The sequence below is a fragment of the Pseudomonas sp. NPDC087346 genome (assembly GCF_044744235.1).
Taxonomy (GTDB): Bacteria; Pseudomonadota; Gammaproteobacteria; order Pseudomonadales; family Pseudomonadaceae; genus Aquipseudomonas.
Window position 1 is genome coordinate 1 of record NZ_JBIUXX010000091.1, and the last position, 14,799, is coordinate 14,799.

General features: G+C 54.4%; 12 protein-coding genes. 11 read left to right on the forward strand and 1 reads right to left on the reverse strand.

Annotation, left to right across the window (positions count from 1 at the left end):
• The 3 genes from ACIOZM_RS29440 to bfr all read left to right on the forward strand — a co-directional run.
• Positions 1–141, forward strand: a 141-nt coding sequence (locus ACIOZM_RS29440; RefSeq protein ID WP_400649373.1) for a bL17 family ribosomal protein, incomplete at its 5' end; no start/stop codon positions are given.
• 238 nt (positions 142–379) lie between these two features.
• Positions 380–1,834, forward strand: a complete 1,455-nt coding sequence (locus ACIOZM_RS29445; protein WP_401220635.1) for a catalase — start codon at positions 380–382, stop codon at positions 1,832–1,834.
• Between the two features lie 149 nt (positions 1,835–1,983).
• Complete coding sequence (bfr, locus tag ACIOZM_RS29450) at positions 1,984–2,451, forward strand: bacterioferritin (RefSeq protein WP_401220638.1); 468 nt, start codon at positions 1,984–1,986, stop codon at positions 2,449–2,451.
• Between the two features lie 65 nt (positions 2,452–2,516).
• On the opposite strand, the gene uvrA is transcribed toward bfr, so the two are convergent.
• Positions 2,517–5,351 carry an excinuclease ABC subunit UvrA gene (uvrA, locus tag ACIOZM_RS29455; protein ID WP_401220639.1) on the reverse strand — a complete coding sequence of 945 codons (2,835 nt, stop codon included), beginning with the start codon at positions 5,349–5,351 and terminating at the stop codon, positions 2,517–2,519.
• A gap of 191 nt (positions 5,352–5,542) precedes the next feature.
• Between uvrA and ACIOZM_RS29460 the strand changes: the two genes are divergently transcribed.
• From ACIOZM_RS29460 to ACIOZM_RS29495, 8 genes are all read left to right on the forward strand, one after another.
• Positions 5,543–6,940, forward strand: a complete 1,398-nt coding sequence (locus ACIOZM_RS29460; protein WP_401220642.1) for an MFS transporter — start codon at positions 5,543–5,545, stop codon at positions 6,938–6,940.
• Positions 6,941–6,949: 9 nt separating this feature from the next.
• Positions 6,950–7,474 (forward strand): single-stranded DNA-binding protein, encoded by a 525-nt coding sequence (locus tag ACIOZM_RS29465; protein ID WP_042561333.1) that lies wholly within the window; start codon positions 6,950–6,952, stop codon positions 7,472–7,474.
• Between the two features lie 215 nt (positions 7,475–7,689).
• A complete protein-coding gene (locus tag ACIOZM_RS29470) occupies positions 7,690–8,841 on the forward strand; it encodes a site-specific integrase (RefSeq protein WP_401220645.1) in 1,152 nt (383 codons plus the stop codon).
• The gene (locus ACIOZM_RS29475; protein ID WP_401220648.1) at positions 8,838–10,352 is read left to right on the forward strand and encodes a site-specific integrase; all 1,515 of its coding nucleotides are present in this window, start codon (positions 8,838–8,840) and stop codon (positions 10,350–10,352) included. Before ACIOZM_RS29470 ends, ACIOZM_RS29475 begins: the two co-directional genes overlap by 4 nt.
• Positions 10,345–12,372: an integrase gene (locus ACIOZM_RS29480; protein ID WP_401220650.1), complete on the forward strand. Its 2,028-nt coding sequence runs from the start codon at positions 10,345–10,347 to the stop codon at positions 12,370–12,372. The genes ACIOZM_RS29475 and ACIOZM_RS29480 overlap by 8 nt, the downstream gene beginning before the upstream one ends.
• On the forward strand, positions 12,373–12,786 hold the full coding sequence (locus tag ACIOZM_RS29485) for a hypothetical protein (protein WP_401220653.1): 414 nt from the start codon (positions 12,373–12,375) through the stop codon (positions 12,784–12,786).
• Complete coding sequence (locus ACIOZM_RS29490; RefSeq protein ID WP_401220656.1) at positions 12,786–13,226, forward strand: VPA1267 family protein; 441 nt, start codon at positions 12,786–12,788, stop codon at positions 13,224–13,226. Before ACIOZM_RS29485 ends, ACIOZM_RS29490 begins: the two co-directional genes overlap by 1 nt.
• Positions 13,223–14,719, forward strand: a complete 1,497-nt coding sequence (locus ACIOZM_RS29495) for an AAA family ATPase (protein ID WP_401220659.1) — start codon at positions 13,223–13,225, stop codon at positions 14,717–14,719. Before ACIOZM_RS29490 ends, ACIOZM_RS29495 begins: the two co-directional genes overlap by 4 nt.
• The last annotated feature ends 80 nt before the right edge of the window (positions 14,720–14,799 follow it).

Here is a 14,799-nt window from a genome sequence, read left to right on the forward strand (position 1 = left end):
CTGGGCAAGCGTTACGCTACCCGTGAGGGTGGCTACCTGCGCATCCTCAAGTGCGGTTTCCGCACTGGCGACAACGCGCCTATGGCGTACGTCGAGTTGGTTGATCGTGCTACTGCTGGCGAAGCTGTATCCGCCGAGTAAGACGTCAGTCTGAAACGAAAAACCGGGCCTAGTGCCCGGTTTTTTGTGTGCGTAATAAATGCGCTGCCCATACAAGCTTCCGACACCCTTCTGTTGTCACTATGTCATGGCTTTGATCGTTAGTAATTTTCTATCGATGTCCGCAAGTTAATGAATTTGTGGGTGTCACATGGATGATCAATACTGCCACCAAGCCGATTAGCCGGCAGTTACATGACTGACAGAGGAAGAAGACCGTATGAGCCAGACCAAAACGCTTACGACCGCCAGTGGCGCACCTGTCGCTGATAACCAGAATTCCCGCTCCGCCGGCCCACGAGGCCCGCTGCTGCTCGACGATTTTCACCTGATCGAGAAGCTCGCCCATTTCAACCGCGAAAATATCCCTGAGCGCCGTGTTCACGCCAAGGGCTCCGGTGCCTACGGTACTTTCACCGTTACCCGCGATATCACCGAATACACGAGTGCCAAGCTGTTCGAATCTGTCGGCAAGCAAACCCCGACTTTCCTGCGCTTTTCCACCGTAGGCGGTGAGCGTGGTTCGGCCGATACCGAGCGTGACCCGCGCGGTTTTGCCCTGAAGTTCTACACCGAAGAAGGCAACTGGGACATCGTTGGCAACAACACCCCGGTGTTCTTCATTCGTGATCCGCTGAAGTTTCCAGATTTCATCCACACCCAGAAGCGTCTGCCACAGAGCAATCTGAAAAGTGCGCAGATGATGTGGGATTTCTGGTCGCATTCGCCTGAAGCGCTGCACCAAGTCACCATTCTGTTCTCGGATCGCGGTATTCCCGACGGCTACCGTCACATGCACGGTTTCGGCAGTCACACCTACAGCTTGCTCAGCGCTCAAGGTGAGCGTCATTGGGTGAAGTGGCATTACAAGACCAAGCAAGGGATCAAGAACCTTGCACCGGCCGACGCTGCTCGTCTGGCAGGTACTGATCCGGATTACGCCCAGCGTGACCTGTTCGAAGCCATCGAGCGCGGTGATTTCCCGAAATGGCGGGTATGCATCCAGATCATGACGGAGGCTCAGGCCGCCGCGCATTACGAGAATCCGTTCGATGTGACCAAAACCTGGTCGCAGAAAGAATTCCCGCTGATTGAAGTAGGTGACCTGGAACTCAACCGCAATCCACAGAATTACTTTGCCGAGGTCGAGCAAGCAGCGTTCGGTCCGAGCAACATGGTTCCAGGCGTAGGGCTGTCGCCCGATCGCATGCTGCAAGGTCGCGTGTTCGCCTACGCCGATGCACATCGCTACCGTATCGGCACCAACCACCAGCAATTGCCGGTGAATGCGCCACGCAGTCCGGTGAACACCTACCAGCGCGACGGCTCGATGGCTTTCGGCAGCAATGGTGGTGCGGCACCTAACTACGAGCCGAACAGCTACATCGAATCGCCAAAACAAGCTCCGCATTACGCCGAGCCTGCGTTGGCCTTGAGTGGCGCGGCTGATCGCTATGATCATCGCGAGGACACCGATTACTACAGCCACGCCGGTGCGCTGTTCCGCCTGATGAGCGACGAACAAAAAGCATTGCTGGTCAGCAATATCGCCGGTGCGATGGCGGGTGTTTCGAGCGATGTTGTCGATCGCCAGCTGCAGCATTTCTACAAAGCTGATCCGGCGTATGGAGAAGCAATCGCAAAGCTGCTCAACGTACAGCTTAACGAAGTCTAAACGAGAAGCAGAACCGCCCTCATTAGGGCGGTTTTTGCGTTATTTAGGCTACTTTTCTCAGAATATCTTCGCTTTTATTGCGCTAAGCGAGTGACCTTACAGTCAGGTTGGTTCAAACTACAGACTTTCAAGTAGGGAGATGTAGGGCGATGCAAGGCCACCCAGACGTAATCGATTACCTCAACACGTTGCTGACCGGCGAACTGGCCGCGCGTGATCAATATTTCGTTCATTCGCGGATGTATGAGGACTGGGGGTTCACCAAGCTCTACGAGCGAATCAACCACGAGATGGAAGAAGAGGCGGGTCATGCTGATGCACTGATGCGCCGAATCCTGATGCTCGAAGGCACTCCACGCATGCGTCCGGATGATCTGGATGTCGGCACTACGGTGCCGAACATGCTAGAAGCGGATCTGCGCCTCGAATACAAAGTCCGCGCCGCGCTGTGCAAAGGCATTGAGCTTTGCGAGCAGCACAAGGACTACGTCAGCCGCGAGATCTTGCGCGTTCAGCTCAACGATACCGAAGAAGATCACACCTACTGGCTGGAAAAGCAGTTGGGCCTGATCAAGCTGATCGGTCTCGAGAACTACCTGCAATCGCATACATCCTGATTGCATCAGATACAAAAAAGCCCCTGTCACTTCATCAGTGACAGGGGCTTTTTCATGTCCGGCGTTTAAGCCCGGTCGCGGATCAACAACGGTTTCAGGTAATGACCGGTGTGAGATTGTTTCATCTCGGCCACTTCCTCCGGCGTGCCGGTCGCGATGATCTGTCCACCTTTGGACCCGCCCTCCGGACCCAGATCCACCAGCCAGTCAGCGGTCTTGATCACGTCGAGGTTATGCTCGATCACCACCACCGTATTGCCGTGGTCACGCAGTCGATGCAGCACGTCGAGCAATTGCTGAATATCCGCGAAGTGCAGGCCGGTGGTCGGCTCATCGAGGATATACAGGGTCTTGCCAGTGTCACGCTTGGACAGCTCACGAGACAGCTTGACCCGCTGCGCCTCACCACCTGACAGCGTCGTTGCCGACTGGCCAAGCTTGATATACGACAGACCTACATCCATCAGCGTTTGCAGCTTGCGCGCAAGCGCCGGCACCGCGTCGAAGAACACGCGAGCTTCCTCGATAGTCATCTCGAGGGTTTCGTGGATGTTCTTGCCCTTGTATTTGATCTCAAGGGTTTCGCGGTTGTAGCGCTTGCTCTTGCACACGTCGCACGGCACGTAGATGTCCGGCAGGAAGTGCATTTCCACCTTGATCAGACCGTCGCCCTGGCACGCTTCGCAGCGACCGCCCTTGACGTTGAACGAGAAACGCCCCGGGCCATAACCACGGGAGCGTGATTCCGGTACGCCGGCGAACAGCTCGCGGATCGGAGTGAACAGGCCGGTATAAGTCGCCGGGTTGGAACGTGGCGTCCGGCCAATCGGGCTCTGGTCGATATCGACGACCTTGTCCAGATGCTCCAGGCCCTTGATGCTGTCGTGCGCCGCTGCTTCCAGCGTAGTCGCGCCGTTGAGTGCCGTAGCGCTCAGCGGGAACAACGTATTGTTGATCAGCGTCGATTTGCCTGAACCGGAAACACCTGTCACGCAGGTCAGCAGGCCAATCGGGATGTCCAGATCAACGTTGCGCAGATTGTTGCCCCGTGCGCCCTTCAGCGACAGATTCAACTTCTTGTTGCGCGGAGTACGCTTGGCCGGCACTTCGATCTTCACCCGGCCCGACAGGTATTTGCCGGTCAGGGAATCCGGGTGCGCCATGACTTCGGCTGGTGTGCCCTCGGCGACGATCTGGCCGCCGTGAACCCCGGCGCCCGGGCCGATATCCACAACGTAGTCGGCCAGACGAATTGCATCCTCGTCGTGCTCAACGACGATCACCGTATTGCCGATGTCGCGCAGGTGCTTGAGCGTACCGAGCAGTCGATCGTTATCACGTTGATGCAGGCCGATGGACGGTTCATCAAGGATGTACAACACGCCTACCAGGCCGGCACCGATTTGGCTGGCCAGACGAATCCGCTGCGCCTCGCCGCCAGACAACGTATCGGCGCTGCGATCCAGCGAAAGGTAATCAAGACCGACGTTGACCAGAAATTGCAGACGCTCGCGGATTTCCTTGAGAATCTTGTCTGCGATTTCGCCGCGACGGCCAGTCATCTTCAACTCGCCGAAATACACGCAGGCATCGCCGATTGGCAGATTGGTCACTGCCGGCAGGGTTTTCTCGCCAACCCAAACGTGCCGCGCTTCGCGGCGCAGGCGGGTACCACGGCAATCCGGGCAAGCCTGAGTGCTGAGAAACTTGGCCAGTTCTTCGCGCACGCTGGCCGACTCGGTTTCGCGATAGCGTCGCTCAAGGTTCGGCACGATGCCTTCGAACGGGTGCGAACGCTTGACGATGTCGCCACGGTCGTTGAGGTACTTGAAGTCGACGTTCTGTGAGCCGCTGCCGTGCAGGATGTATTTCTGCTGGTCAGCGGGCAGCTGATTGAACGGCACTTCAAGACTGAAACCGTAGTGCGAGGCCAGAGAGCCGAGCATCTGAAAGTAATAGACGTTACGCCTGTCCCAGCCGCGTATCGCGCCCTCGGCCAGAGTCAGCTCACCGTTTACCAGACGTTTAATGTCGAAGAACTGTTTAACCCCCAGGCCATCGCAAGTCGGGCAGGCGCCAGCCGGGTTGTTGAAGGAAAACAGCTTTGGTTCCAGCTCGCTGATCGCATGGCCGCAGATCGGGCAGGCGAAACGCGCGGAGAAGATCATCTCTTCGCCGGGTTCGTCGTCCATCGGCGCCACTAGCGCGATACCGTCCGCCAGTTTCAGCGCGGTCTCGAACGACTCGGCCAGACGCTGCTGCATGTCGGCGCGCACTTTGAAGCGGTCGACGATCACATCAATCGAATGCTTTTTCTGTTTATCCAGCTTCGGCAGCTCGTCGAGCTCGCAGATCCGGCCGTTGACGCGGGCGCGGACGAAGCCCTGGGCGCGCAGCTCTTCAAATACCGACAGATGCTCGCCTTTGCGCTCGCGGATCACCGGGGCCAGCAGCATCAGTTTGCTGCCTTCCGGCTGGGCCAGCACCAGATCAACCATCTGGCTGACGGTCTGCGCTTCCAGCGGAATGTCATGATCCGGGCAACGCGGCGTACCGACGCGAGCGTAGAGCAGGCGCAAGTAGTCGTAGATTTCGGTGATGGTGCCGACCGTGGAGCGCGGGTTGTGCGAGGTCGACTTCTGTTCGATGGAAATTGCCGGCGACAGTCCTTCGATGGTGTCGACGTCGGGTTTTTCCATCATCGACAAAAACTGTCGGGCATAGGCCGACAGGGATTCGACATAGCGGCGCTGACCTTCGGCGTACAGTGTGTCGAAGGGCAGGGACGACTTGCCGGATCCGGACAGGCCGGTGATGACGATCAGCTTGTCCCGTGGCAGGGTCAGGTCGATGTTCTTCAGGTTGTGGGTACGGGCCCCACGTATCAGGATCTTGTCCAAAGTGGCCTCGCTCGGCGGGCGTCGAAAACGTAGGAGTATACGGCCAAATACTGGATGGATGCACACTATCAAACGCAGCGTTTTTTGCCTTGCATGAAGAGAGTTTCATCTATACGCGGCAAAGCGTCGCGATCTACCCTGTCTTTCGATGGGACTGGTAGAATCGCCGCCGGTTCACACGAGGTTTATCCATGCACGATCCCCACAGCGAACGCATGAGTGGCAGCGAGACCCGCGCAGCGAGCGGTCTGGCCCTGGTGTTCGCTTTCCGTATGCTTGGCATGTTCATGGTGTTGCCGGTACTGGCGACCTACGGCATGGACCTGGCGGGAGCGACCCCGGCCCTGATCGGGCTGGCGATTGGCGCTTATGGCCTGACTCAGGCGGTTTTCCAGATTCCGTTCGGCTTCATCTCCGACCGCATTGGCCGTCGTCCGGTAATTTATCTGGGGCTGATCGTCTTCGCCCTCGGCAGTGTGCTGGCTGCTCAGGCTGATTCGATCTGGGGCGTGATCGCCGGGCGCATCCTGCAAGGCGCCGGGGCGATTTCCGCTGCGGTCATGGCACTGCTTTCGGACCTCACCCGCGAACAACATCGCACTAAAGCCATGGCGATGATCGGCATGACCATCGGCCTGTCGTTTGCCGTGGCCATGGTGGTCGGGCCGCTGCTGACCAGTGCTTTCGGGCTCTCCGGTCTGTTTTTCGCCACGGGCGGCATGGCGTTGTTCGGCATCGTCATCGTGATGTTCATGGTGCCGAAGTCCACCGGACCATTGCAGCATCGTGAATCCGGTGTGGCACGTCAGGCATTGTTGCCAACGCTCAAGCACCCGGATCTGCTGCGTCTGGACCTTGGTATTTTTGTGTTGCACGCGATGCTGATGTCGAGCTTCGTTGCACTGCCGCTGGCACTGGTGGAAAAAGCCGGTTTGCCCAAGGAGCAGCACTGGTGGGTTTATCTGACCGCGCTACTGATTTCTTTCTTCGCCATGATCCCGTTCATCATCTACGGCGAGAAGAAACGCAAAATGAAACGAATTTTGCTCGGTGCCGTCCTGACGTTGATGCTCACTGAGCTATTCTTCTGGCAGTTCGGCAACAGCTTGCGAGCTCTGGTGATCGGCACGGTGGTTTTCTTCACCGCGTTCAATCTGCTGGAAGCTTCCCTGCCGTCGCTGATCAGCAAGGTTTCACCGGCGGGCGGGAAGGGCACGGCCATGGGCGTGTATTCCACCAGCCAGTTCCTCGGTTCGGCACTCGGCGGGATACTCGGCGGCTGGTTGTTTCAGCATGGCGGTCTGTCGGTTGTGTTCCTTGGATGTGCCGGTCTGGCTGCCATCTGGCTGGCCTTTGCTGTTACCATGCGCGAACCTCCCTACGTGACGAGTCTGCGTTTGCCGTTGTCGCCCGAGGCGATCCGCGAAGCGGGTCTGGTCGAGCGTCTCAAGGCCCTCGTAGGGGTAACAGATGCAGTGATAGTCGCTGATGAAGCGGCTGTTTACATCAAACTGGACAAAGAATTAGTGGATCGCGACACCCTCGAACGCCTGGTGAACAACCCGGCCGAGGCTGCTTGCGAAGCCTAGGAGAACGTTATGGCCCGTGGGGTTAACAAAGTCATATTGGTCGGCACTTGCGGCCAGGATCCCGAAGTTCGCTACCTGCCTAACGGTAACGCCGTGACCAACCTGAGTCTGGCAACCAGCGAACAGTGGACTGACAAGCAAACCGGTCAGAAGGTCGAAAAGACTGAATGGCACCGTGTTTCGATGTTCGGCAAGGTTGCCGAAATCGCCGGCGAATACCTGCGTAAGGGTTCGCAGGTCTACATCGAAGGCAAGCTGCAGACCCGCGAGTGGGAAAAAGACGGTATCAAGCGTTACACCACTGAAATCGTGGTCGACATGCAAGGCACCATGCAACTGCTCGGCGGCCGTCCACAACAGGGCGAACAACAAGGCGGTGGCAACAACTACCAGCAATCCGCTCCGGCGCCACGCCAACAGGCTCCGCGCCCGCAGCAGTCGGCACCGCAACAGCGTTCGGCTCCGGCACCACAGCAGGCCGCACCGCAGCCAGCTCCGGACTTCGACAGCTTTGATGACGATATCCCGTTCTAGGCATTACCATAGAATTTTTTGTAAAGTTTATCGCTGAAACCCCCGCCCTGCGGGGGTTTCTTCGTTTTGAGCATGTAAGAAATTTATTGACCGATTTTTACTAGTCTAATACCTTGAATTTTTGTAAAGAATTCGAGGGGAAGATGGTGCTATCGGTACGAAGGTTCAAAGGGGAGAGCGGTGAACGATTTGCCTTATTGGTTGATGAGACGGGCATGCCTCTTCTCTATCCTACTTTGTACGCGACAGCTTTTTTGCGTGGCTCCAACCTAGCGGTTAACACCATCGCTAATGCTCTCACCGCGATCAAGGTTTTATATGCTTGGCAGGAATACTACAACCTCGATATGGAGTCGCGCTTCAGGTGCGCCGAGCTGATTGCGCTTCATGAAATACACGCGCTCCGTGATTTCGTACAAATTCCTCTCACCCCGGCGAGGCAGTTGGCAGGCAACGTTACTCCGATCATGCAAGAGGTCAAACTCGTAAGTTCGGAGAGTCAATACTCTCGACTATCGGTCATTGCGGACTATCTAGATTTTCTTGCTGGGCAATTGCATCCGCGTACTGCGGTCAGTAGCGCTGCAATTCAGGAAATGGTCGCTCATATCAAAGCAAACCGACCGAATCCGGGAGGAAAATCATCACCGGAACGACATGAGATTCATGTTGATGATGAGTTGTTAGATAGGATCGCCGCCACCCTTGAACCTGGGTCTAGCTCGAACCCTGCGACAGACTTCTCGGTTCAAGTTCGCAACGCCCTCATTTTTACAGTGCTCCGAGCGACTGCCTTTAGGCGCAGTGAACTGTTGAATCTGAGGATCGAAGATTGTGACTTCAACAACAACATCATTCGGGTTGTTCGAAGACCAGACTCAAATGGTGATCCTCGAAACTATCAGCCTGTTGCCAAAACTTTGGGCCGTCCGGTTCCGGTGGTTCCTGAAATCATGGAGGGTATCGAGGAATACATCAAAAATCACCGGGCAAAAGTTCGGGGGGCAAATAAGCATGGCTACCTATTTGTTACCCATAAGGAAGGTCGGTTCGAAGGCAAGCCATTATCCAATTCTGGATTTGGAAAATTTATGTGGCAGCTGACCAACTCATCCGTGGATTACAAGGGTATGCACGCTCATGCCTTGCGGCACCACTGGAACTACACCTTCTCCCAGATCATGGACGCTAAGAATGTTAGCCCCGAACGCGAGCAAAAATTGCGTTCGAAGCTGCTGGGCTGGAAGGAGACTTCCAATATGGCAGCGCGGTATAACCGCAGGCATATTGAGCAAGAAGCCGGTCAGGCGGCGATTGCCTTACAAGAAAAATATTTGAGTAAGTCAAAGCGTGGGGATGACCAATGAAGGTAAGCCTAGATAGTATCTTTCAGGCCAATAAATTTTACTCGCGTGATGGCTACCTCGTTTCGCTTGATGCCCCGCGATGGAAGCTGAACAAAGACGTTGATATACCCGTGGAGGTGTTGTCTGAGTATTTAGATGCGGATATGTATTTGTCTCTGCAAAATGTCCTCGCGTTTTATGCGAAGTCCTCATCTGCGCCTCATGTAGAAAACCTTTTTTATCGCTGCAAATATTACCTCCAGTCTACGACTGGCCTGGCACCATTCAGTTGCGAGTCCCTTATTTCCTACAGGGGCTCATTGGATCGAAGTACCGAATGGTATATGGGAACGCTGAGGGGGTTAATTCGGCAGTGGGGACGGTTGGGCTATCAAGGTATCTCCAAGGATGTTCTATCCCTCCTCAAAAAGTGGACGATCAAAGGAAATGAGAAAGGCTATGCAGTCCAATCGATGTGCCCTGACACCGGCCCATTCACCGATATAGAGATGGGAACAATCGCTGATCGAGTGCTGGATTCCTTCGGTAGTGGGGAATTGGAACTGACGGATACAGCCTTGGCTATGATCCTTGCTCTAACTGGGCGGCGTCCAGGTCAGGTGGCCGCGCTCAAAATAAAAGATCTGATAGGCGTAGCGAACAAATACGTCGTGAATTTTCCTCGTGCTAAGCAAAGAGGAACACCATGGCGATCCGCTTTCAAGAAGTTTTCGATTGTCGAGGACCTGTGGATCCTGCTTCAGCAACAAGCTCTATTCGTGGAGGAAGAGTTTGCGAGAATCTTTGGCGCGCCGGTTGATGCAAAGTGGGTACGTGAACTTCCGCTTTTTCCTGAATACCAAAATATCGACGTACTCTCTCCCTTGGGGGAGCAACTGAGCGGGGATGCTCTGCATATCCCTACGGTGCGAGTCGGCGATGCTTTGGATCGAATTGAGCGGCGGATTTCGATGGTAAGCGAGCGGACGGGTGAGCAAATCCACCTGAACCCCAATCGTTTTCGGTACACCTTAGGTACAAATTTGGGGCGTGAAGGGCGCGGCGTATACATCATTGCTGAAGCTCTCGATCATTCTGATACCCAAAACGTTGGGGTGTACGTTAAAAACCTCCCGGATATCATCAAGCGCATCGACAAAGCTGTCGCGTTGCAACTTGGGCCGATTGCTCAAGCATTTCAGGGGGTCCTGATCGCGTCAGAAAGCGGTGCTCGAAGGGCGAATGACCCCACCAGTAGAGTATGTAGCAGCACGGGTAACGTCGGTAGCTGTGGCAGCTATGGCTTTTGTAGCGCTTTGGCGCCGATTGCCTGCTACACCTGCTCGCATTTTCAACCCTGGATGGATGGCCCTCATGAAGATGTTCTGAATCATCTGATTGAGGATCGGGACCGTGTATTCGAAAGTACAGGCGATCTCAAGATCGCTTCGGTCAATGATCGACTAATCCTTGCTGTAAGTGACGTCGTGAATCGATGCAACGTGATGAGGGGCGAGGTCACTAATGTCTAATATCTTCCTGTTCACCCCTAAACATCAGTTGGCTAGTCAAGTAAACCTTGATGAGTTTGTAGTGTTGTGCCGCGACAAACTGACGGTATTCGGCGCTCAACTGGACTGGTATAGCCATGAATGGCCTGGAGTCGGCAATTTCACCAAAAAAGGTGCTCCTTCTCGGGGTTACAAACCTGAGCAGTTACTGAGCCCCGAGATAATGTCGTTTGCAAAAGCTTACGTGCGATATCAGCAAGGGCACTCGCCGACAAAGCTCAAAAACGAATTCAAGGCTATCCGGTGTATTGAGCAGTCATTGCTCGAAAAAAAGGGGCGCGCAGATATCACACTTGTAGATATCGATGTGATGGACGGTGCTGCGGCGGTTGCACGGACTTACGAGGCCACGGCCTACCAAGCGGGAATTAGCTTGGTGCGACTGTTGGAGTTTCTAAACGAAAGCGGAATTGTGGCGGCACCTATCGTTTGGCGTAATCCAATCGGTAAGCCAAAAGAGATACATGGGACGGATGAAGCTTCAAAAAGTAAACGCGAAAGTAAAATGCCTCCGCCAGGATCGCTGGAAGCGATGGCGGAAATGTTTTTCAATGATCTTGAAGCGCCCAGAGATCGCTTCACGACGGCAATTTTCGCAATGTGCCTCTGCGCGCCATCGCGTATCTCTGAAATCCAGGATCTTCCATTAAATTGTCTTCATTATGGGACGACTCCCAAGGGAGAAGAGGGTCTCGGTTTTCGTTTTTACGCCGGTAAAGGGTATGAGTCTGATATCAAGTGGTTGCCCACTATCTTGATTCCGGTCGCAGAAGAAGCGGTGCGACGGCTGACTGAGTTATCGGCTCCAGGGCGAGCGCTGGCGAAGTGGTTTGAAAACCATCCGGACAAATTCTACCGCCATGAGGGTTGCCCTAACGTTGGCGAACATTCACCGCTGACAGATCAGCAGGTTTGCCAAGCGATAGGCATCGCTGAGGGTGATGATCCCAGCCGCCCCGTTCGGGCTTATTTCGCGGATTATGAACCCTACAAAGCTCTTCTCGCTAATGATGAAAGACCCACCTTGGCGTTCTTGAATGAGTACTGTCATAGCAAGCTGCCTGCTGGCTGGCCTTGGTTAAATCGTGAGCGACACATCAGGTACTCAGATGCTCTCTGTTGCTATCGGCGACATGAGCTTCGCTTGGACTTTAATCCGAGTCCGGTAGGCATATGGGCGCCGGGAAAGAGCACGTTTACGACCGACATAAATTTCATCGATGGCCAAGAAACCAGTATTTGGGAGCGCCACGGTTACAAAAATGCTGATGGTTCTCCCATCCATATGGTCTCTCATCAGATCCGCCATTATCTCAATACGCTCGCTCAACGGGGTAATCTGAGCCAACTAGATATCGCGAGATGGTCAGGCCGCAAGAACGTTGATCAAAATGCTGTTTATAACCATATGGGGGATGAGGAGTATCTCGATATGGCCCGCGAGGCCGGTATTGGCGGGGCGTTGGCAAAAGTTCGGGCTAATGCTCCTGTCACCTACGCCGATCTTAATTCGGTCGGGGAAGGCATTGCGCATGTCACTGACTATGGCTTTTGCGTGCATGACTTCGCGATGCTTCCGTGCCAGAAACATCGTGACTGCCTCAATTGCACTGAGCAGGTTTGTGTCAAAGGTGAAGGGATGAAGCTTGAGCGGCTGAGAGTGCATCGTGAGGGTATTCGGTTGCAGTTAGCCAAGGCTCAAACCGCTGATGCAGAAGGCATCTACGGTGCAGACCGATGGACACAGCATCAACTCAAAACCCTCGAACGTACTGACCAACTGATAACCATTTTGGAAAATCCCGAAATTCCAGATGGGACGATTGTCCGTTTGTCCAATGATCAGGAGTTCAGTCCGCTAAAACGCGCTGTGGCTGCACGATCAAGTACCCCCAAGCTGCCTGACCAAAGTGCTGCTTCCGAACCAAGCGCAGACGCTGACGATCATATTGATGAGCTTCGCGCTCTGATGGGGATTTAGATGGCAAAGCACTTAACGACCAAAGACATCCAGGCCATTGTGACGCTCATTGATAGCTGGAAAGACAAACTGACTTGGGAGGCATTGTGCGATGAGTCCGCTCCTCTGGTTGGTAACAGACCAACTAGGCAGACCCTTAGGGCTCACGAGCAAATTAACTCCGCGTTTGAACATCAAAAGGAGCGGCTGAACTCCGGTGCTGCGGTAAGAAAGCGGGCGCCAAGCTTAAACATTGCCGCAGAAAGAATTCGCCGTTTAGAAACTGAAAACAGCCGTCTGGTCATGGAGAACCAGCGTTTGTTAGAGCGCTTTATGCGTTGGCAATATAACGCATACAAGTTCGGCGTTTCCCAAGAGAAGCTTGATGCCCCTTTGCCTTTTGTTGATCGCGATTCGGCCGAGGGGAAATCCTGATGGCCAGTGGGAAGCAGCTTGCAGAAGAAAACTATGTCGCTTTCCTTGCTTGGCGTACGGCTAAGTCAGACGACGACTTTCGCGAGTATGTACACAGAGGCAAGCTCAAAAGATCGGAAATCGCAGCTGAGTGCAATTTTGGGAAGAGTGCTCTGGTACAAAACCCGGCGATTCGCTCGGCACTTGAGAGCTTGGAAAACGAGCTGCGGGCAATCGGAGTACTGCCTCCAAAGGCCGTTGTACCCAGCAAGTCTGAACGGGTTGATCTGCCACTTAGAGATCAAGATGCGAAACAGCGCAGACTGGATTCACAGCGTTTGAATTCACTCGAACAAGAGAACGCCGCGTTGCGTGCTGAGTTAAGAGCTGCGAAAGGCATGCTTGAGCGCCACACCCTGATGACTGAGTTTCTTACCGAAACAGGGCGGATGCCTCGATGAACGCTGTTGCGCCTGCACTCATCAACCTAGCAGTTCGAGTCACAAGCATCCGGTCTGCTAACCGAAAGGGATGCATCGCGTTTGGGCATCGTGTTGACATTGAGCGTGGTCTAAATGATCGAGCTAGCCCAGTGGTGGTCAGAGTACCAGCTGAAATTGCCAAGCTCTCGGACATAGCTATTGGAGGCATTTTCGAGGTGTACGGTGAGGTGAGCACTGTCCGCCGTGAACATGGCGCTTTTGTGATTAACGAGACAACAGTCGATGCGCAGGATCTGCGCATGGTCCGACCGAGTGGTGCCCAAGTTATTCAGTGGCTGTCAGACAATGTAAAAGGCGTCCGCGAAGTCAAAGCGACGAAGCTATGGGACGCGCTGGGTGAGCGCCTGTACGTTGCACTTGACCAAGCTGATCATTCGGCCATCGAATCAATCATTCCTTCGCTTGAAGTGCGCACAGGGCTCTTCCAGCGTTGGCTACAGGATGGTGATGCCAAAACTTTGCGCTTCGTGCAAGACAAAGGTATTCCGCTTGACCTCGCTCGCAAGGTGATCAGGTTTCATAAAAAAAATACCATTGCTGCTCTTACCTCCGATCCATATCGGCTGTTGAGTTTTTCCGGAAGTTGGCAACAGGTTGATGAAATTGCTCGGCGACAATTCGGAGTGGCAGTAGACGATCCCCGTAGACTCGCCGCTGCTTTGGAAGAGGCCCTCTACAGCAGTGCGGAGCAGGGGCATACTTGTAGTTCTCTGGGGGACATTCAGTCCACCGTGACTGCGCTCATCAAACCCCATGCCGCTCCGGCGTCCGCTTTGGCCCAGGCGCTGATTGTGGGTAGTAAAGCAGGCCAATTTGTATGCCTTACGTCATCTGATGGGGAGATGACTTTCTATGCGCCAGGTACATGGCTCATGGAACGGCAGTGTGCTCAGTTCATCCAAAATCTACTGGTCACACCTGAGCTTCAGCCACAGCTTTTCACAACTGACATCACGTCAGTGCTTGATCAATTCGAGTCGCAGGAAAGAAACCATCTTGGTTTGCCATCGTTCAGGCTGAACGACGCTCAGCGCAACGCTGTGCACACCTCATTTGCTAGCCGGTTCAGCGTTATCACTGGGGGCGCAGGAGTCGGAAAGACCACAGTATTGAAGGCGCTGTATAAGGTTCTCGACACGACCGGACGACCTCGCTTTCAAATGGCGTTGTCGGGACGCGCTACGGCTAGGATGAGCGAAGCGACCGGTGAGTTGGCCACTACAATTGCTGGTTTCTTAAGGAATGTGACAGACACGGAATTGGGCTTAGCCCCAATAGTCGTCATTGACGAGGCGTCGATGATTGATCTTGTCACGTTCTATCGCCTCGTTCAGAGGCTTCCAGCTCAGAGCCAACTCATTCTCGTGGGTGATCCTTATCAGCTACCTCCCATCGGGGCGGGGCTTGTACTACATGTCTTGTGCTTGCTTGGTGTAATTGTAGTGGTCTAATTTCCCCGGACACCTCGATAAGTGGAAAATGCATCTATCGAGGAGTTTTTCATGACCAACAAACGCAGGACATTCGACGA

Bases quoted from the DNA above. Each gene is read 5' to 3' on its own strand.
- ACIOZM_RS29445 (WP_401220635.1), top strand. From the start codon at position 380: ATGAGCCAGACCAAAACGCTTACGACCGCCAGTGGCGCACCTGTCGCT.
- bfr (WP_401220638.1), top strand. From the start codon at position 1,984: ATGCAAGGCCACCCAGACGTAATCGATTACCTCAACACGTTGCTGACC.
- ACIOZM_RS29460 (WP_401220642.1), top strand. From the start codon at position 5,543: ATGCACGATCCCCACAGCGAACGCATGAGTGGCAGCGAGACCCGCGCA.
- ACIOZM_RS29465 (WP_042561333.1), top strand. From the start codon at position 6,950: ATGGCCCGTGGGGTTAACAAAGTCATATTGGTCGGCACTTGCGGCCAG.
- ACIOZM_RS29470 (WP_401220645.1), top strand. From the start codon at position 7,690: ATGCCTCTTCTCTATCCTACTTTGTACGCGACAGCTTTTTTGCGTGGC.
- ACIOZM_RS29475 (WP_401220648.1), top strand. From the start codon at position 8,838: ATGAAGGTAAGCCTAGATAGTATCTTTCAGGCCAATAAATTTTACTCG.
- ACIOZM_RS29480 (WP_401220650.1), top strand. From the start codon at position 10,345: ATGTCTAATATCTTCCTGTTCACCCCTAAACATCAGTTGGCTAGTCAA.
- ACIOZM_RS29485 (WP_401220653.1), top strand. From the start codon at position 12,373: ATGGCAAAGCACTTAACGACCAAAGACATCCAGGCCATTGTGACGCTC.
- ACIOZM_RS29490 (WP_401220656.1), top strand. From the start codon at position 12,786: ATGGCCAGTGGGAAGCAGCTTGCAGAAGAAAACTATGTCGCTTTCCTT.
- ACIOZM_RS29495 (WP_401220659.1), top strand. From the start codon at position 13,223: ATGAACGCTGTTGCGCCTGCACTCATCAACCTAGCAGTTCGAGTCACA.